14 protein-coding genes and 2 pseudogenes are annotated in these 17,252 nt (G+C 66.0%); 6 read left to right on the plus strand and 10 right to left on the minus strand.

The genetic code is table 11. From position 1 onward, the window contains the following. The 7 genes and pseudogenes from AB0H61_RS21900 to AB0H61_RS21930 form a co-directional block, all read right to left on the minus strand. A pseudogene (locus tag AB0H61_RS21900) lies at positions 1–91 on the minus strand (haloalkane dehalogenase); the annotation flags it as partial. A gap of 29 nt (positions 92–120) precedes the next feature. Further along, a complete protein-coding gene (locus AB0H61_RS21905; RefSeq protein WP_357307307.1) occupies positions 121–651 on the minus strand; it encodes a hypothetical protein in 531 nt (176 codons plus the stop codon). Positions 652–783: 132 nt separating this feature from the next. Further along, positions 784–2,010 carry an MFS transporter gene (locus AB0H61_RS21910; protein ID WP_357307309.1) on the minus strand — a complete coding sequence of 409 codons (1,227 nt, stop codon included), beginning with the start codon at positions 2,008–2,010 and terminating at the stop codon, positions 784–786. Then, on the minus strand, positions 2,007–3,776 hold the full coding sequence (locus tag AB0H61_RS21915) for an HEXXH motif domain-containing protein (RefSeq protein WP_357307311.1): 1,770 nt from the start codon (positions 3,774–3,776) through the stop codon (positions 2,007–2,009). Before AB0H61_RS21915 ends, AB0H61_RS21910 begins: the two co-directional genes overlap by 4 nt. 28 nt (positions 3,777–3,804) lie before the next feature. Continuing rightward, complete coding sequence (locus tag AB0H61_RS21920; RefSeq protein WP_357307313.1) at positions 3,805–5,019, minus strand: FxsB family cyclophane-forming radical SAM/SPASM peptide maturase; 1,215 nt, start codon at positions 5,017–5,019, stop codon at positions 3,805–3,807. Between the two features lie 102 nt (positions 5,020–5,121). Continuing rightward, positions 5,122–5,265, minus strand: a complete 144-nt coding sequence (locus AB0H61_RS21925) for a hypothetical protein (RefSeq protein WP_357307315.1) — start codon at positions 5,263–5,265, stop codon at positions 5,122–5,124. A 454-nt stretch (positions 5,266–5,719) separates the two neighbouring features. Beyond that, positions 5,720–6,073: pseudogene (locus AB0H61_RS21930) on the minus strand (hypothetical protein); the annotation flags it as partial. Positions 6,074–6,155: 82 nt separating this feature from the next. Here AB0H61_RS21930 and AB0H61_RS21935 point away from each other — a divergent pair. Together AB0H61_RS21935 and AB0H61_RS21940 are read left to right on the plus strand one after the other, a co-directional pair. Next, positions 6,156–6,539, plus strand: a complete 384-nt coding sequence (locus AB0H61_RS21935) for a hypothetical protein (RefSeq protein ID WP_357307317.1) — start codon at positions 6,156–6,158, stop codon at positions 6,537–6,539. 16 nt (positions 6,540–6,555) lie between these two features. Further along, positions 6,556–7,332 (plus strand): hydrolase, encoded by a 777-nt coding sequence (locus AB0H61_RS21940; RefSeq protein WP_357307319.1) that lies wholly within the window; start codon positions 6,556–6,558, stop codon positions 7,330–7,332. Positions 7,333–7,900: 568 nt separating this feature from the next. On the opposite strand, the gene AB0H61_RS21945 is transcribed toward AB0H61_RS21940, so the two are convergent. Beyond that, complete coding sequence (locus tag AB0H61_RS21945; RefSeq protein WP_357307321.1) at positions 7,901–8,650, minus strand: hypothetical protein; 750 nt, start codon at positions 8,648–8,650, stop codon at positions 7,901–7,903. Between the two features lie 367 nt (positions 8,651–9,017). Between AB0H61_RS21945 and AB0H61_RS21950 the strand changes: the two genes are divergently transcribed. The 4 genes from AB0H61_RS21950 to AB0H61_RS21965 all read left to right on the plus strand — a co-directional run bounded on the left by AB0H61_RS21950 (position 9,018) and on the right by AB0H61_RS21965 (position 15,902). Further along, positions 9,018–10,886, plus strand: coding sequence for a peroxidase family protein (locus AB0H61_RS21950; protein ID WP_357307323.1), 1,869 nt, complete (start codon positions 9,018–9,020; stop codon positions 10,884–10,886). Continuing rightward, a complete protein-coding gene (locus AB0H61_RS21955) occupies positions 10,883–12,007 on the plus strand; it encodes a catalase family protein (RefSeq protein WP_357307325.1) in 1,125 nt (374 codons plus the stop codon). The genes AB0H61_RS21950 and AB0H61_RS21955 overlap by 4 nt, the downstream gene beginning before the upstream one ends. A 125-nt stretch (positions 12,008–12,132) precedes the next feature. Further along, positions 12,133–14,733, plus strand: coding sequence for a LuxR C-terminal-related transcriptional regulator (locus tag AB0H61_RS21960; protein ID WP_357307327.1), 2,601 nt, complete (start codon positions 12,133–12,135; stop codon positions 14,731–14,733). A gap of 143 nt (positions 14,734–14,876) precedes the next feature. Then, the gene (locus AB0H61_RS21965) at positions 14,877–15,902 is read left to right on the plus strand and encodes a M23 family metallopeptidase (protein WP_357307329.1); all 1,026 of its coding nucleotides are present in this window, start codon (positions 14,877–14,879) and stop codon (positions 15,900–15,902) included. 42 nt (positions 15,903–15,944) lie between these two features. Here the strand turns inward: AB0H61_RS21965 and AB0H61_RS21970 are convergent, their stop codons facing one another. Both AB0H61_RS21970 and AB0H61_RS21975 read right to left on the minus strand, forming a co-directional pair. After that, on the minus strand, positions 15,945–16,724 hold the full coding sequence (locus AB0H61_RS21970) for an enoyl-CoA hydratase-related protein (RefSeq protein ID WP_357307331.1): 780 nt from the start codon (positions 16,722–16,724) through the stop codon (positions 15,945–15,947). A 145-nt stretch (positions 16,725–16,869) separates the two neighbouring features. Continuing rightward, positions 16,870–17,238, minus strand: coding sequence for a hypothetical protein (locus AB0H61_RS21975; protein ID WP_357307333.1), 369 nt, complete (start codon positions 17,236–17,238; stop codon positions 16,870–16,872). Between the last annotated feature and the right edge of the window lie 14 nt (positions 17,239–17,252).

Genomic DNA, 17,252 nt, shown 5'->3' on the forward strand with positions numbered 1-17,252 from the left:
CGTCACCGGCCGCCACCTCCACGTAATGCGGTTCGAACGGGAAGCCGGGTAGCCCTGCGAACCGCTCGTCGGGCGTCCTCAATATCCGCATGGCCGATCCTTTCGCCGAGAAGTGCGTGGCTATGCCTTGTCGTCCCACCAGCGAGGCGGGTCCGGGTCGGGTTTGTCCGGGCTTGCGAAATGGAACGGTACGCCGAGCCGATCAGCGAGGGCGCAACCGATGGATGTGGCTTCTTGCGCTTCGGTCCATGGTGGGACATCGCTGTTGAACAGTCGAAGGTCGGTGCCGTGCCTGATGAGGGCGAGGTCATGTTCGGTTTTCGGTTGCAGGGTCACGGCGATCAGCAGTACGAACCAGCCGTTGGTGTCGCCATCCCACAGAGCTTCGATGACATCCGGGATGTGGGGCAATGCCGCGACCTGGTTGATCAAATCATCGAGGTGCAGCGGCGGGCTCGGCCTGACCCACGGCTCGTCGAGTTCGACGCACCGTTCGACGAGAAGATCCATGCATTCGTATAGTCCGGGGCACGGATCATCCACCGTGTCGCGGATCGCCTTGACGGCCTGCAGTTTCAGATCTTGGGTGATCAGCTCATCGACGCGGGACCGGAGATCGGTAGGGATCCGCTCCCACAGCGGGTGTTTCATCAACCTGCCTCTCGCCGCACAGCAGCCTACGCGAGGCGGACTGCTCGAGCCAGCACCGACGATGTGCCGTACATCCTGAGCACGGTGGTGGGTCGCCCGCGACCGTGCCGGTCGCTCCCGGTTGCCGAGTGGCTAGCCGACAGGTGCTGTCGCCGACACCGATACGGTGCGGCGGATACCCGCAGCGCAAGCGAGGGCGAACATCAGACCGAATGACATCCAGCGCACCGGAACGACACCCATCGCGGTCAGGAGATAACCCGCGCCCAGGGCGCCGAGAGCAACTGCGGCATCGGCGACCAGGGCGACCGCCGCCGCGGCGCGACCGAGAATGTGTTCCGGAATGACCTCGACCCGGTAGATGGTCATCGCCACGTTGCCGGCGACTCCGACAGCGCCCACACCTCCCCAGCACACAGCCAGCACGATCGGGTTGTCGCTCAACGCGATCGGCAACAACACGGCGGTCCATATCCAGAGTCCAGCTCGGTAGATCGAAAAGGCCTGGAATCGTGCTGTCAGCCGCGCCGCCACCGCCGCGCCCAGAATGCCGCCCACGCCCGCGGCGGCGAGCACCACCCCGGCGGTCCAGGTCGGGTGCGTGCCACTACCGAGCTCGAACAAGATCAGCAGGAGCACCAGCTGGATGATCATATTCGACGCGCCGGCCGCGGCGGTTGTCGTACGCAGCACCGGCTCGTTCCACACCATCCGCAGTCCTACCGCGAGATCTCTTCTGCTGGTATGCGATTCGGCTTCGGCCGAGCGCGTCGCCACGGCCGGATCCCGGCGAATCAACGACAAGGCGACCAGACAGTACAGATAGGACGCGGCGTCGATGACGAACGGCAACCAGCGCGCCAAGCCGTAGATGGCGCCACCGACAGCACGGCCGAGCAGCGACGCGACCGGCTGCTCGGCCTCGAGGAAGGAGAAGGCAGCGGGGCGTTGGTCTTCGGGCACGATATCGCAGATCGCACCCAGTTCGGCCAAGTCCACGAAGACGTAGACGGCGCCTTCCACGAAGGCGGCCAGCACGATCAACGGCACCAGCGCGGGCGCGTCCAACAGCACCGCCGCCGCGACAGCGCAGGCCGTGAGGAGTCCGACGGTCTGGCAGATACGAAGGATGCGGAGCCGGTCATACCGGTCTACGATCTCGCCCGCGACGAGCCGGAACAGCAGGCTCGGGGCGCTGACCGCGAAACCGACCCAACCGGCGGCCGCAGGCGAACCGGTCAATGACAGCACCAGCAGCGGCGCGGCGATCCTGGTGCCGTGAAATCCGATCAGGGACACGGCATTGCCGGACCACAACAGCGCGAAGTCGATCCGGACGCGCGCCCCCGAGCCGATCATGACGGTGCCGACAGCCAGCGTAGCAACTGCAGAATATCGGTGTCGGCGCCCAGTGCGGCGTACAGTCCTGCTGCTATCTCCGCTCGTTCGGCGAGGACACCGAAGTCGTTCTCGCCGAACATCTTCGGCGCTGTCAGCGCCAGCCCAGCCCAGAGTTGCGGCCGTAACGGATCCGCGCGGAGTTCCTCACTGTAGAGCACGTGTGCTCCGGCGATATCCCCGGTCAGATATGCGTGATCCCCCGCTGGCTGCTCCGGACTCGACAGCGCGGCCGCCGCGGCGGTGTCGAATGTGGTCAGCTGAGCGGCCAGGTGCAGCCCCTTGTACCGCGCCGGGATGCCCGCCTGGTCGATCAGACTCGCCGAGGGCAGGATTGGGACGGGCCTCTTGCCCGAATCCCACCGCGCAGCGAGTTCGGCGATGACCTCCGGGTCGGGTACCGAATTCCGCACCGCCCAGTAGGTCCGATGTGCGGCAGAGGATTCCGCTGCCGCATACCGCGCTTCCGCGGGCACCTGCTCGTCGTTCCACGGGCGCATGGCCGTTTCGAGCCCTCGGAGCAGACGATGGCCCGCGTCGGTGAGCAGCCCTGAGTCCGCCGCCTGCACCGTGGCCACCGAGAGCTGTGTGCGCCACAGTTCGAAGTCGGCATGCGCCTGCAGTGATCCGTGACAGTTCGAGGTGCGGTGCACCCGCCAGAAATCGACAACTCCGAAGAATGCGTAAATCCCGTGTAGCAGACCGAAGATCGGTCGCGGGTCGTCGCGCCAGGGCGCGTAGAACCGACAGGCGGTATCGGGGATGAACAGCTCGACCTGATCGGAGAGAAGATTGAACTTCGTGTGCTGGATCTCGTGCAGCAGAGTGAGCGCGAACTCACAGGTGTCGATCGTGGCGGTGGTGTAGACGCAACCGGGCCCGTTGTAAGAGGTGTAGCACGCCGTCTCCACTCGCGCCTGCACGCTCAACGGCGTAATGCTGCGCAGGCATTCCCGCATCGGCGCGACATACCGGTCCAGGTCACGATGTAGGAGCTGCCACGCGGCGGTGAAGTCCTGCTGCCAGCGCCTGGCTTGCTCGGCGTCGAGTCGTGGCATGGGCAGCCCGGCCTGGCGCTGCCGGAATGGATCCAGATCGTCCAACCGGACCAGCGGTTCGCCGTCGCCGCCGCCCAGGAAGTGCAGCGGGAGCCAGGCCGACTGTGTTTCCTCCGCTACGGAGTCGACCTGGACGGATCCGGTCGCTGCGGTGAAATGCAATGTGCCGGAGGTCGTCCAGCTCAGGTCGCAGTGTCCACACACGTCGTCTTCACCGAGCCGCGCCAGCCCGAGGCCGGGCAGCATGACCGCACCGTTGCGCAGCACCAGCTGTGCCGAGCCCGCGGTCCCGGACATGATGCTCGCCGAGGCGGCCAGCCACCCCAGATAGCCGCAGTCCGCCCAGAGCGGAACCCGCGAATCATCGGATTCCGCAGTGGCACGGAGCAATACGTGGTTGAGCCAGGTGCCCGTGTTCGGATAGCACAGCAGGGTGGCCACCACCTCCGGATGGTGGGCCTGTACATCGGCCAGCGCCCGGTAGGCGTCGACGACGCCGGCCTGGGCAGTCACCTCGGGATGGTCCGCCACTTCATCGACCAGCGCGTGCAGGAGCATCATGCGCAGCGTGAGCAATCCCTGCATCAGTGCCGAGGCGCCGGCTCCGGATCCGTGTCCCGAACTCAAATCCGTTGTGATGTCGATGCTCTCGTCCAACAAGACTGTCATCGGTCATCTCCTAGTCTGTTTTGTGCCGTCAAGCTCTGGCAGCGATGAGATCCGTTCGCACCCGGGCTTCGATGTGGCCGATGAGCTTCTTCAGGTCGGCGCAATACACCGACGGGTTGCGGAATCCGGCGCCCTCCTGGTACCGGTGCACGTAATGTCCACCGCCGCACACGGTGTGGATCGGACAGGCACGGCAGGTGTCGGCCAGCGCCGCGGCACCGATCTGACGCGCCGCGATCGAGGGCTCCCACAGCGCGGCGTCCAATTGGTTGCCGTCGCCCCGGACCGGGATCCGAGCCGCGCCGTCGAAGGCCGATTTCAGCTCGTCGACCTGCTCCAATGAGCCGTCTGTTTCGATGACCGCCAGCCGAACCGGCGCCATGCCGACCAGCTCTGAGGCTGCTGAACGGCCCAATAGCAGATCGATGATGTCATCGAAGACTCGAACCCGCGTCTCCAATTCCGGTGCGCCGTACCAGCGGTCGAAGATGGCGATGAGCCAGTCGGCGTATGGGGCTGTGGCCGGATCGGGGATACGGCCGGGTGGCGGCGTGGTCCAACTGCCGTTCGGCAGTAGAAAGTCCACGGCTGGCGGGCGGAAAGGTAAGAGCGACTCGTAGGTGCGTACCGGATCATTCGCCAGATCGATGGTGCACAGCAAACCTGCGAACAGTCGGCGCCGTTCGCCGGTCAGCAGACGTTCGAGTCCAGCGGTCACCCGGGCGTGGCTGCCGCGGCCCCGCCGGTCGAGCCGGTGCCGGTCATGCTCGGTCGCGCCACCGTCGAGGCTGACCCCGACGCGGACGTCCCATCGCTCGCAGACGCGCAGCACGTCCTCGTCGATCAGCACACCATTGGTCTGAATACCCAAGCGCACCTTGATATCCGGCTCCAACAGTTGACGCGCGGTGCGTGCGAAGTAGTCCAGTTCATTTGTTCCCACCAGCAGCGGTTCGCCGCCGTGGAAGACCAGATCGATCGTGGGCACCGCGAAGCGAGCGGCATGATCGGCGATCATCCGGCAGGCCCGGTCGAATACCTCACGACTCATGGTCTTCGGCTTGTCGCGCCAACTCTGGTCGGCCATCTCGTAGACATAGCAGTAGTCGCAGGCCAAGTTGCAGAGGCCGTGAATTTTGACAACGAATTCGCGGAAGGCCAGCGGCTGCCAGCCACTATGACGCAACTCCGCGAAATCCAATCCCCAACCGGACCAGGGCAATTCCTCTGTCGAGTTTCCCATCGTTGCGGCCCTCTTCCCTCGGTAACGGTACGGACGCCCGGCGGTGGGGCCGCAGGCTATTCGGCGTACCGACTCGCCCACGGCCCCTTCGATTCGCGCGGACTACTGGTCCGTACCGATAAAGGACTTGAACGAGCCCTCATCGGACTGCGAGATATGCCGGGCCAGTGCCGCGCGGAGCGCGGGCGGCGCGGCTTTCATCACTTGCTCACGGTCACGGCCCGCGAGTTCCGACAGATTTCCCATGGCGAACTTCCTTTCGATTGCCCGCGACGGCTCCGTAATTCACGCATCGCTGATCTGCCGATCGCGAAATGCGCAGCCGTCGACACGGGGCGGGATAAAGGATCCCGGGGCAGGAATTGCGGCCCGGGTAGCTGAACTGTACTGAACGGGAACAGGTTTCGACCTCCAGCCGTTCCCAATAATGAGAACATATCGTTGCACTACAACCACTTTCGGTCATTGTCACTGAACGCCGACTCGGCGACCCACTCGGCAGTTCTCTCGAACTACACCCTCTCAACCCCCTCGCCGCCGATTTCATCAGCTTGGGTCACCAGCCTCTGGCCAGAACCTCACAGTGGTGCCGGGAAGGTGCACAAGGTCGACAGGTACGTATGTGCTGCAACCGACTACCGGGCCGGGGAGGGCTCCGAACATCGCCGAGAGCGCGCCGGTGAGGACAGCACCTGCCCGCACCGGCGAGGACACAGCCCCACCGCACCGCAGAGACCACCGGCCAGTGTGCCGATTGCAGCGCCCAAGGTGATCGTGCACGTCATTCGGGTCCCGCGGCCTGCTCACGCTCGTACTCGGTCTTCCACGGAGCCTGACTTTCGAAAGGCAATGCCGTCGGCTTGTACACCGCGTGCTCGACATCCAGCTGCGGGGTCAGAGTGGCCGTGCGGTCCTTGATTTCTACCGCAATCGGGAACTCGAAATCGTCGAGCCGGCAGGTCAGCGGCGCCCCTGCAACCGTGGTGCCGTCGGCAGCCTTGATCCTGAAGGCCCCGCCCTCGACGACGAGCGAACCGGAATCGGTGGCGATCACCATGCGCTTCTCGTTCAGATCCCCGAGCCGGAGGTGACCGCATGATAGGGACTGCCTGAACACCAAGCTCGGTGGCCACGATTTGTCGCCCGCGCTGGCATGGAATCCGGCTCCCGTCGGCACTGCCGAACTGCTCCTGGTGATACAAGATGCCGACGTACCGTTGCCCTTCCCCTCCAGCCATGGTGCCGCATTGCTCGATCCCACGGTCACGATGCCGCCGATCGCAGGCCTGAACCCCGGTACCGTCTCCGCAGGTGTGCACATGCTCAGAGTGGGTACTACGTCCGGCTACAACGGCCCTCGACCGCTCCCCGGCCATGGCCCGCATCGTTACGCCATCCAGCTGTTCGCGCTCGCCGAAGCCATCCCCTCCGGCGAGCGGCGTCGCCTCGGAAGCGCTGTCGGAGCCGTCGGCCATGTCTTGGCCCGCGGCCGGATAGACGGCTTCGCCAAGCGCACCTGAAAGCCTGGGATCATCCGTGGGAACCGGCCAGGCGATCGCTCTGCCCCGTCGGGGATTCGAACACGGCGAGCCGCAGGTGTCACGCAACAACGACTGGTCGTACCGAGACGAAATCGGCACCATCGCCCAGGCTGTGAAGCAAGCCCGGTCCGCGTCGCGTCCGGTCATCGTGCTGGGACACAGCTTGGGCGCCCAGCTCGCAGCAGGTTATGAGCTCGATCATCACGGCGCAGACGGACTGATCACCGTTGGCGGATGCTTGTCGCACTTCCGCCACTACCCGAAATTCGGGCTACCCGTAGCCACGATGGCCTCGCTGGTGCCGGTCGTGACAGGCGGCTTCGGCTACCTGCCCAAACCAGCCTTCGGCGCGCCCGGGGCGCGCACGCTCATGCGGGAATGGGCCAGGATGGTGTTGACGGGACACCCGCCGTATCCCACCCGGGGCACGATCGACACGCCGTCTTTGGTGATCGCACTCGAGGGCGACACCCTCGCGCCGAGAGGCGGTGTCGAGGCATTCGCGGACCAACTGTTCGATGCCCGCCATCTCACCCGATGGGACTACAGCACAACGATCGTTCCCGCCGGTGCCAGCGACGATCACATCAAGTGGGCTCGCAACCCCGGCCCGGTGGTCGACCGCATAGTCGTATGGTGGCATCAGGTGCACCGGAATGCTACTTCGCAGAACGCGATCGGCCATCGACACCGATCGAGCACAGCGCTCGATGCAGCGCGAACCCCCTGCCGATCCACTAGCACTCCGGCAGCAACACCGGCCACCACGTGACCGGCCATGCTCATCCGCTGGCCCGGAAACGACGACATCCCCTCGCGCCGATCGAGGTTCACCCCCGCACCGTGACGCTGCTCGCCCGCACCGTCCGCGCATCTCGCCGCCGTATCTCTGGCCGTATGCAACCGCGGTCGGGCTGATTCTGGGCGCATGCGGTCGGCGGATGGTGGAGCGGCCATGTCGTCGTTGTCGTGGCCAGAACCCGGGCCGCTGCGGTAGACGGCCCGCGGCTCGAGCTCCGATAGGAATGCCTCATCGAATTCCGGGAAAAGCGTCCGATCGTTGTCGGGCTCGCGGCTTTGCGTCCCTCGGTGTCGCGTACAAGTAGTGCCCGAATGTCCGCTGGCTTCCGTCAGTGTGAATTCTGTTCTTGCACAAGCCATCGTCCGCTGTGTATCGATGTCGAGCTAGGGTATTCTGCTACCTCATTCGCCAGCGCCTTCCCACGTCTGGTCTGCCCGGCAGGGGTGCGGCCAAGTGACCAGGTCACGGTGCGGTCGGCTCATGCGCGCGGCGGTCCCGCGGGTTGACGGTCACGGCCGCAGTTCGTGGCGCGAAGGGATCACCGGCGGATCGATCGCGCTGTCAACGCGGCGAGCACCTGCTGGGTCTTGGTATCGCCGGTCGCGATGCGCAGACCACATCGACGGACCGCGGCCTCGAGTTTGCGTTGTCGATGGAGGGCGCGGTTTCGCACCTCGCCGCGTGACTCACCGTGTTCGGGAGTAATTCTCAGGGACAGCTCGAGCAGGTCGAGGTCGGCGACGGTCCAGCGCTCGGCATCGACCTGCAGATCCCCCACGCGCACCTTCGTCCACTTCGTCGACGCGATGGGGCCCATGGCCAGGAGGCGGTCGACGGCAACCCCCGGTGGCGTGCAGCTCACCAGGAGTTGGCGCTGGGCGGTGGCCAGAACGGTGGTGACGTCGGCGCCGAGCACGGTCGCGTCACGTAGGGATCCGGCCGGTCGGTCACTGACCGCCGAGGCCGACAGGACGCGGCGTTCCGCGTTCCAGTCCTCTTCGATGCGGTACCGCAGTCCGTCGTCGGTGAAGGGGGTGGTCCATCTGCCGACCAATTGCGATGGCAGGCAGGGGCGCAGTTTGACGGTCAGGTCATCGTTCTCGCCGCTGCGTAATCGAATGACGATTCGGCTCGACAGCAGCGTCGGCGCTGCGCCGGGCCCGGTGGGACGGGGCTCGGCGAACCAGATGCGACGGTCGATCGCCGGCCGGCCCGCGCACTCCAGCCGGGTCAGCGCCTCCGCGATGCCCCCTTCGAGGTTGACCTTGATTTCGATCGGAGTGATCACCGAAGCGCCCCTTTCTCGCAGCTGCCGCGGATGCGTCCCGCCGTCCGGCAGCATCATCGAAGACAGCGTTGTCCAACCGCGGCCGTCCGGCGCGCGTACCGCGCTACCCGATTGCGCGGTTTGGCACCCGCTGCCAGGTGACATCGGCGGTGTACGGGAAAAGTAAGAGCTCGGACCCGGACGGCTCACCAGGGCGGTAGTCGTCGCGACAGAACAGGTGTCGCGGTTGTGAAGGATCGGCACTTCTGTTCCAGCGATCGGGTTGGCGTAGTCGACTACTCGTGACGGGTGTCCGGGCGCCCCGGAGACTGGCATCCGAATTCGATCTTGGCGCGTCGCAGCTCGCGCCAGCCACTGGAGGTTCCTCATGGTCAGTGAAAAGTCGACAATTCCCCCCACTTCACAGCCGCCTCCGTCGTCGCGTCGCCTGCCGCCCGTCACCCGACTGTTGGTCGCGGTCGCCGAGGCGCTCGATCGCGGTGTCGGCTGGTTCCGGTTGCCCTCCCCGGTGGGGTTGGCCGTCCTCGTCGGCTTGCGCAGCCGCCTGCGCGCCGAGAATCTCTTCGACACCGGTCCTCATCCGGACGGACCGTTGCCCACCGACGGGTCCACTGTCGGCGAACACCTGCGCGCACGAACCATCGACGGGACCTACAACACTCTCGCCGAACCCCGCGCGGGTTCGGTCGGCTGCCGGTTCGGTCGCAACATCCCACTGGAACACACCTATCCGGAGGATTCCGACCGGATTCTGGAACCAAACCCGCGGCTGATCAGTCGAGATCTGTTGACCCGCAAACAATTTCAGCCCGCGACCACATTGAATCTGCTGGCGGCGGCTTGGATTCAGTTCGAGGTCCACGATTGGCTCAGCCACGGTGATGCCGATGCGGAGCCCTGGACGATTCCGCTGTCCGATCTGGATCCGTGGCCGGCGCCGCCTATGACGATCCCGCGCACCCCCACGATCCCCAGCCCCGACCCCGACGGTCCCCCGAATTACACTACCCAGGAATCCCATTGGTGGGATGCCTCCCAAATCTATGGCAGCACACCGAAATTCGCCGCAGCGCTACGGACCGGGGAGAAAGGGCGCCTCGAGGTCGACGAATTGGGACTGCCGCCACTGGACGTGGAAGGGCTGCTGGATCTGTCCGGCACGGCGGCCAACGCCTGGGTCGGACTCGCTCTGTTGCATTCGCTGTTCATGCGCGAACACAATGCGATCTGCGAGCGCTTGGCCCGCCGCTACCCCGACATGAGCGACGATCAGCTCTACAACACCGCTCGTCTGGTCAACTCGGCATTGCTCGCCAAGATCCACACCATCGACTGGACACCGGCCATTATCGCCCACCCAACCACCGTCGCCGCCATGCGCGCCAACTGGTTCGGCGTCCTCGGGGAACGGATCGCTCGCCGGTTCGGTCGCCTCAGTGGTAACGAAGTGTTGTGCGGCATACCCGGATCCGCCACCGATGACCACGGTGTCCCGTTTTCGCTGACCGAGGAATTCGTCGCCATGTATCGGATGCATCCGCTCATCCCCGACGACTTCGTGATCCGCAGCCTGGCCGACGACAGTGTCGTCGCCGAGTATCAGCTACCCGATCTGGGGGTCGCCCACATCCGCGAGCGTCTGGCCGAGACATCGATGGACGCGATGTTCTACTCTTTCGGCCGCGCCAACCCCGGTGCGCTGACCCTGCACAACTATCCGGTCCACCTGCAGAAACTCGACCGCCCCGGCCACCCGCTGATGGATCTCGCGACCGTGGACATCCTGCGGGTCCGTGAACGAGGAGTACCGCGCTACAACGAGTTCCGCCGCCAACTGCGCCTGCGACCTGCCACCTCGTTCGACGAATTGACCGACAACCCGGTGTGGGCGCGGGAACTCGAGCGGGTCTACGGCGATGTGGAAGATGTCGATCTCATGATCGGGCTCTACGCCGAGCCCAAACCACCCGGATTCGGCTTCAGCGACACCGCATTCCGCGTATTCGTACTGATGGCCTCGCGGCGGTTGTCGGGTGACCGATTCTTCACTACCGACTTCCGTCCCGAGATCTACACCGAGGCCGGCATGGCGTGGGTACGCGACAACACCATGCGCAGCGTCCTGCTGCGTCACTTTCCCACTTTGGCGCCCGCGCTCGACGGTGTCGCCAACCCGTTCGCTCCGTGGCGCAGCGTCGGCCCGCTGCGTGAGCAGGAAAGGAAGCGACCGCGATGACCGACCTGACCGCACCGCGCACGACCACCCGGACCTACCTTCGCTACCGCGACGATCTCGAACGGCCGCGCCCCGACGAAGACCGCGATATCGACAAGATCATCGCGGTGCTGCGCAGCAACAACGAACGCGCCTATCGCAACTACAAGCACGGGCTGCGCGACGCGCACGCCAAGAGTCACGGCATCCTGCGCGGCGAACTCACCGTTCACCCCGGCCTGCCATCCGAACTGGCCCAGGGCCTATTCGCCACCCCGGCCACTTATCCGGTCGTCGCCCGGCTGTCGAGTACCTCCGGCGTAATCCGCAGCGACCAGCTGCGCGGCGTGCGCGGGCTGGGAATCAAGGTGCTCGGCGTGGACGGGCCACGCGCACTGCCCGGCGACACGGCCAGCACCCAGGACTTCATCATGGTCACCCACCGTGAATTCCTGTTCGCCGACGCCCACGCCTACTACACCCAGGGCATGCCCACCGCATGGGTGCTGGCCCGGTTGCCCGATTCCGTCCTGCATACGGGCAGCACCGTCCTCTCCGCGCTCGACGAGCACGTGTTGCGGCGTATCGGACGTCCATTGCCACCCAATCTGGGCGTGTTCGTCCGGCCCAACACCCATATCCTGGGCGAAACCTTCTATTCCTCGGCACCCCTGCGCTACGGCGACTACATCGCCAAGATCCTCTACACCCCGGTTTCACCGGAAGTCAGCGCCCTGACGGGTCAACCGGTGAGCCACGACGCGGGCATCAACGCCCACCAGGACATGGTCGTCGACTTCTTCGCCTGCCACAGCGCCGAATACGAGCTGCGCGTGCAGCTGTGCACCGACCTCGACACCATGCCGATCGAGGACGCCACCGTCGCCTGGCCCGAAGCCGAATCACCGCACCGGACGGTGGCGACCATCCGCTTCGACCGCCAAGACCCCTACACCCCGCAACGGCGCGCCTTCGGTGACGACGTGTTGTCGTTCAACTCCTGGCGCGGTCTGGCTGCCCACCGGCCACTGGGATCGATCAACCGGCTCAAGCAGCGCGTATACGAGGCATCCAGCGATTACCGCCACAACGTCAACAACGCCCCCCGGCTCGAACCGACCCCGGACCAACTTCCAGAATGACCACCGCGTCGCCCGCGCACCCGCCCCCACCCTCGGCGGCAGGTGCGCGAGCCGGAACCACCACCGTGCGCACGCCAGCGAAAACCCGTCGCGGCGGCGGCGGGCAAGATCTAGAATTATTGCTCATGGGGGAGCGCTGGCAACTGCTCGATCGCCCCGTCGAATACGAGGCCGTTCGCGCAGCGTTAACGAGCGGCGATGTCGGCGGTGTCGTACTCGTCGGTGCCGCCGGGGTCGGCAAGACCACCCTCGCCCGACTCGTGACCTCGGGACTGGATACCCCCGTCCGGTGGGCGGCATGTACCGAGTCGTCCCAAGCTATTCCCCTGGGTGTATTCGCGCCGTGGATCGCCCCGACCGCCTCTCGCGATCCCATCGCACTACTCTGCTCGGCCAGGGAAAACCTACTCGGCCAACAAAACACCGTGATCGGCGTCGACGACGCGTACCTGCTCGACAAACTCTCCGCGACCCTGCTGCACCAGATCGCCGTCGACCGCGCCGCTCGTATCGTGGCCACCGTCCGCACCGGCGAACCAGTCCCTGATGCGGTCACGTCCCTGTGGAAGGACGGCTACCTCGAACGCATCGAACTGGAACCACTGACCAAACAGCAGTGCGTCGCACTCGTCGAGACCGTCCTGAGCGGCACCCTGGAAGGCCTCAGCGCCGACGTCATGTGGGAGTCATCGGGCGGAAATCCGTTGTTCCTGCGCAATATGGTCGAAGGCGCCGTGGAGGCGGGCACCCTGACCGAAGTCAACGGGGTCTGGCAACTACGCGGGCCCGCCGCGGTGCCCTCCGGGCTGGTCGCACTCCTCGACGACCGGCTCGACCGAGTAAGCGAGCCGGTCCTGGACACGCTGAAGATGCTGGCCCTCTACGAGCCACTGGACATCGACGTCCTCTCCGACCTCGTCGGCGAGGACGCCGTGGACGCCGCCGAAATCTCCGGCCTGATCCGCACCAGCCGCGACGGCTGGTCTGTCAGCGCCTGCTTCAGCCACCCGCTACTCGGTGACGTGGTGCGTCGCCGGATCGGCACCGCCGCCGCGCGCAAGCGCCGCGGCCGCATAGTCGAGAGACTGCGCGACGAGGATCTGAGCACCGCTGCCCACCGCATCAGACTGGCACAACTGTGCGTCGACAGCGCCCAGCCCATCGATAACGACTTGTTGATCACCGCCGCCAAAGACGCTGTCGCCCTGTCCAATCTGTCGCTGGGTGAACGCCTCGCACGCGTCGCATGCGAGCGCGGCGGCGGGCTGCCCGCAGCCGAACTACTCTCCCGCGCCCTGCTGTGGCAGGGCCGACCGCAGGAAGCCGACGAGGTCCTCGCCGACTTCGACCCGGACCGCCTCGATCAACTTCAACTCGTCCAATGGGGTGTTCCGCGCGCCAGCCGGCTGTTCTGGTGCGTGGGCGATGTCGAACGCGGCCATGAAATAATGAACCTGCTGGGTGAGCGCGTCGAGCATCCCGCGCTGCGCCTCATCGTCGATGCCGTGGACGCGACCATGGCGATACACGAGAACAAGATCGCTGACGGTATCGAGGCCGCCGAATGTGTACTCGCCGACCCGAATTCCCCGAAACAAGCTGTCGACTGGGCGGCGTTCGCCCTCGGCTTGGCGATGCCGGTCGCCGGGCGCGGCGCCGACTTCGCACCGATCGCGGCCCGCAGCCGGGCCCAGCAGAAAACCACCGACGGCATGATCCGGGTCATGGTGCGCTACGGCGACGTGCTGGCACTGACCATCATCGGCGAACTCGACGTCGCCGAGCAGCGGGCCACCGAATATTGCGAGTTCTCCTCCGCCACACAGTTTCTCGGCTGGGCGATCGGTAAAATCGCGGGCAGCGTCGTAGCCACCTACCGTGGCCGCTTCCGCGAGGCGATCACCTCATTCGAACAAGCCCTGGCCGCACTCCACGCCGAATCCTCACTCCCCTGGAAACTGCCGGCGCAGCTGATTCTGGCCCGCGCCTACGCGGCCTTGGGCGACTCCCGACAAGCCGAACGGGTTCTCGGCGACGCCGAGGAATACACCGGTCCACATATGGCCCTGCACGAACCGCAACGCATGATCGCCCGCGCGTGGCTGGCGGCCGGCTCCGGCAGTCAGCATTCCGCGGTCGAACTCGCCCGCAAGGCCGCAGCCATCGCCCACACCGCGGGCCAGTACGCACTGGAAGCCGAAGCCCTGCACCACGCCACCCGATTCGGCGACCGAACCCTCGCCCCACGGCTGGCCTCACTCGCCGGCCGCGTGCAAGGGCCCGTAGTGGCGATCTACGCCCGCCACGCCGCCGCCGTCGAACACTCCGACACACACGCGCTGTCCGCGGTCAGTGTCGAGTTCGAGAATGCCGGACTACTACTGTCAGCCGCCGACGCCGCGGCGCAATCGGTTCCGATCCATGATCGTGCGGGCCAACGCCGACTCAGCGCCCAAGCCGCGGCCCGTGCCCTGGACCTCGCCGCCCGATGCGATGGAGCGACCACCCCCGCTATCGCATCCGCTGCCCACCCGTTGCCGATCACCGACCGGGAACGCGAGATCACCGCCCTCATCGCACGCGGGCTGTCCAACCGCCAGATCGCCGAGCGGCTGTGCGTCTCGGTACGCACCGTCGAAGGCCACATCTACCGGGCCTGCACCAAACTCGACGCCGCCGACCGCGACCAACTCGCCAAACTGATCTGGGGCGACGTCACACAATAGCCACCACCGATGGCTGCGGCGCGCAGAACTCTCACAACCCACGCATTCCCAACGATGGGGAGTAGTTGTTCGGCGGGGAGGAACAATCAATTCGTTACGCGCGGTGCATATTCGAGTGTGCCGGCAACGATGCGGAGGCGGTCGTGGCGGGCTCAGAGGTGACGGATCCAGCCGTTGGCGCCGAGGCCGCCGCGGATATCGCCGAGGGCCTTTCCTCGTCCAACCGCGCCGCGATCAACACCCTGATCTCGCTGGCACACCTGTACGGCGAGGGCGGCAAGAGCGTCGACGGGAGCGATCTGGCGGCGCAAGCAAGTAAGGTCGACGGTTCGGGAGCAGCCGTGGACGCGCTCGAGGGCCAGACCCAGTCCATGCAGAAGGCCGCGGGAAAATTCAACGGACTGGACAGGGACCTCGCCGGGTATATCGAGAAGCTGGCCAAGGACCACAAGGACGACCAGGCCGCGATCTATCGCATCCTGCGCAATGTCTACGCCCAGATCTCGGCCATCGGCGCGGACGCCGACAAACCCTGGGGCCAGCTGAAGATCAGCCGCATACTCACAACCGCACTGCAACAAGCCCTGGATATTGTCCGCGACGGGCGCACCAACGCCGACCGGAACGTGATACCGGTCAAGAAACTCATCCAGGGCTTCCCCGCCCCACCCGGGCCGAGACCGACGCCGGATGCCGGGTACGCCCCACCGGCTGTCGGCGGCATCGGCGGAACAACGGAACCCGCCGGTCCCCCCATCCCCGGAGACGGCCGAGCACGGCTCCCACTCGACTCCGGAACGTACACGGTGACTTCGAATTTCCGCGCTCGCGGTGGGGAACACACGGGGATAGACCTCGCGGCACCCGCCGGAACCCCCATTTACGCGGCCACCGGCGGCACGGTGATCGAAGCGGGCTGGAGTTACACCACCGGTTACGGCTACCACGTCAAAATTCGCGCACCCGACGGCACCGTATCCATCTACGCCCATCAACAGGACAGACCCCTCGTCAAGGTCGGCGACGAGATCCCCGCGGGGACCCAGATCGGCGCCGTGGGATCCACCGGCAAATCCACCGGGCCCCATCTGCACTATGAGGTCAGGCGCGATGGAAAGGCAATCGACCCGACCGACTATCTCGCGGCACTCAACAACATTCGCGTCTGAGCCGCAGCCCGAGAACCCGTGCCGATCAGGAGTTTCCCGGCGCTAATCGCGCCAGACGGGCCGGCGCTTCGCCAGGAAGGCCGCCATCCCTTCGCGAGCACCGGGAAGCTGGGCGGAGGCGGCCATGACTTCCAGGGCGAGGGCGTACGCATCTGCTTCGGGGCGGTCGAGTTGGCTGTAGAGAGTGCGTTTGCCGAGCGCCTTGCTGGCCCGGCTGCCTCGGGTAGCGCGCGCGAGCAACTCGTCCACGGCGGTGTCCAGCTCGGCGTCCGGCACCGCTCGATTGATCAGGCCCCACTGTTCGGCGGTGCGGGCATCGATCGGATCGCCGGTGAGGGCCATTTCCATCAGCCGTTTACGGCCGACAGCGCGGGCCACCGGTACCGCGGGGGTGTGACAGAACCAGCCACCCTTGCCGCCGGGGAGAGCGAAACCGGCGGATTCGCCGGCGACGGCCAGATCGCAGGAGGCGACCAGCTGGCAGCCGGCGGCCGTGGCCAGACCGTGCACGCGAGCGATCACCACCTGCGGCACCGATTCGATGGTCGACATGAGCTCGGTGCACAGGGTGAGCAGTTCCCGGACACCGAGCAGGTCGCGCCCGGCGACGTCGGCGAAATCATGTCCCGAGGAGAACACCGGACCGTGCGCCCCGAGCACGATCCCGGTGGCGTCGGTCTCGCCCGCCGCTCGAAACGAGGCGAGCAGTTCGGCCAGATGCTCGCCGGACAGCGCATTGCGCCGCTCCGGCCGGTTCATGGTGATGCGCACCGTGTCGCCGTCCCGCGCGACCAGCACATGCTGATATTCCAAGGCGGTCATATCTCCACCGTAGATCTCGACGGGCAACGACGACACCTCCGGAGTGGTCCCGGCGCTCGACCCGCGAGTGTCTTCGATGGGCATGCGGCTGGTCCGGATGTCCCGGCACGCGGGAACGTCGACTCGACCATCTACCTGCGGGATGTCAACTCGCTGGTCCTTCAGTGTTCAGGCTCGCGACAGTGAGGTTCTGGGCGGCGAAGCTGGCGATGGTGCATGCCTGGCGCGCATGGGCTTCCGGATGCGCGGTGCGCTGCTCGAGCGCGGCACGGATCCTCTCCAACGACAGGGTGGCTTCGCGGGTCGCTCGACGAAGCACGGTGTACCGGTGGTCGAGCTCGCGGTAAGCGAGGTCGAGGTCACGGTTGCGACGGTGCAGGTCGTCTATATGGTCGAGCAGCTCCTCTACCTCGCGTGTGGTCAGCGTGAGGTGTGGATGCTCCTCCCCCGAGAGGATCGCCTCACCCGCGATCTCAGCGCAACGAGCGTGCAGTACATCGAGAATATCGGGCACACAGACCACCTCCC

It is taken from the genome of Nocardia sp. NPDC050710 (assembly GCF_040654375.1).
In the GTDB taxonomy this organism is placed as follows: domain Bacteria; phylum Actinomycetota; class Actinomycetes; order Mycobacteriales; family Mycobacteriaceae; genus Nocardia.

Coding starts and splice junctions, on each gene's coding strand:
- AB0H61_RS21905 (WP_357307307.1), bottom strand. CDS start 651: ATGAAACACCCGCTGTGGGAGCGGATCCCTACCGATCTCCGGTCCCGC.
- AB0H61_RS21910 (WP_357307309.1), bottom strand. CDS start 2,010: ATGATCGGCTCGGGGGCGCGCGTCCGGATCGACTTCGCGCTGTTGTGG.
- AB0H61_RS21915 (WP_357307311.1), bottom strand. CDS start 3,776: ATGACAGTCTTGTTGGACGAGAGCATCGACATCACAACGGATTTGAGT.
- AB0H61_RS21920 (WP_357307313.1), bottom strand. CDS start 5,019: ATGGGAAACTCGACAGAGGAATTGCCCTGGTCCGGTTGGGGATTGGAT.
- AB0H61_RS21925 (WP_357307315.1), bottom strand. CDS start 5,265: ATGGGAAATCTGTCGGAACTCGCGGGCCGTGACCGTGAGCAAGTGATG.
- AB0H61_RS21950 (WP_357307323.1), top strand. CDS start 9,018: ATGGTCAGTGAAAAGTCGACAATTCCCCCCACTTCACAGCCGCCTCCG.
- AB0H61_RS21955 (WP_357307325.1), top strand. CDS start 10,883: ATGACCGACCTGACCGCACCGCGCACGACCACCCGGACCTACCTTCGC.
- AB0H61_RS21960 (WP_357307327.1), top strand. CDS start 12,133: ATGGGGGAGCGCTGGCAACTGCTCGATCGCCCCGTCGAATACGAGGCC.
- AB0H61_RS21970 (WP_357307331.1), bottom strand. CDS start 16,724: ATGACCGCCTTGGAATATCAGCATGTGCTGGTCGCGCGGGACGGCGAC.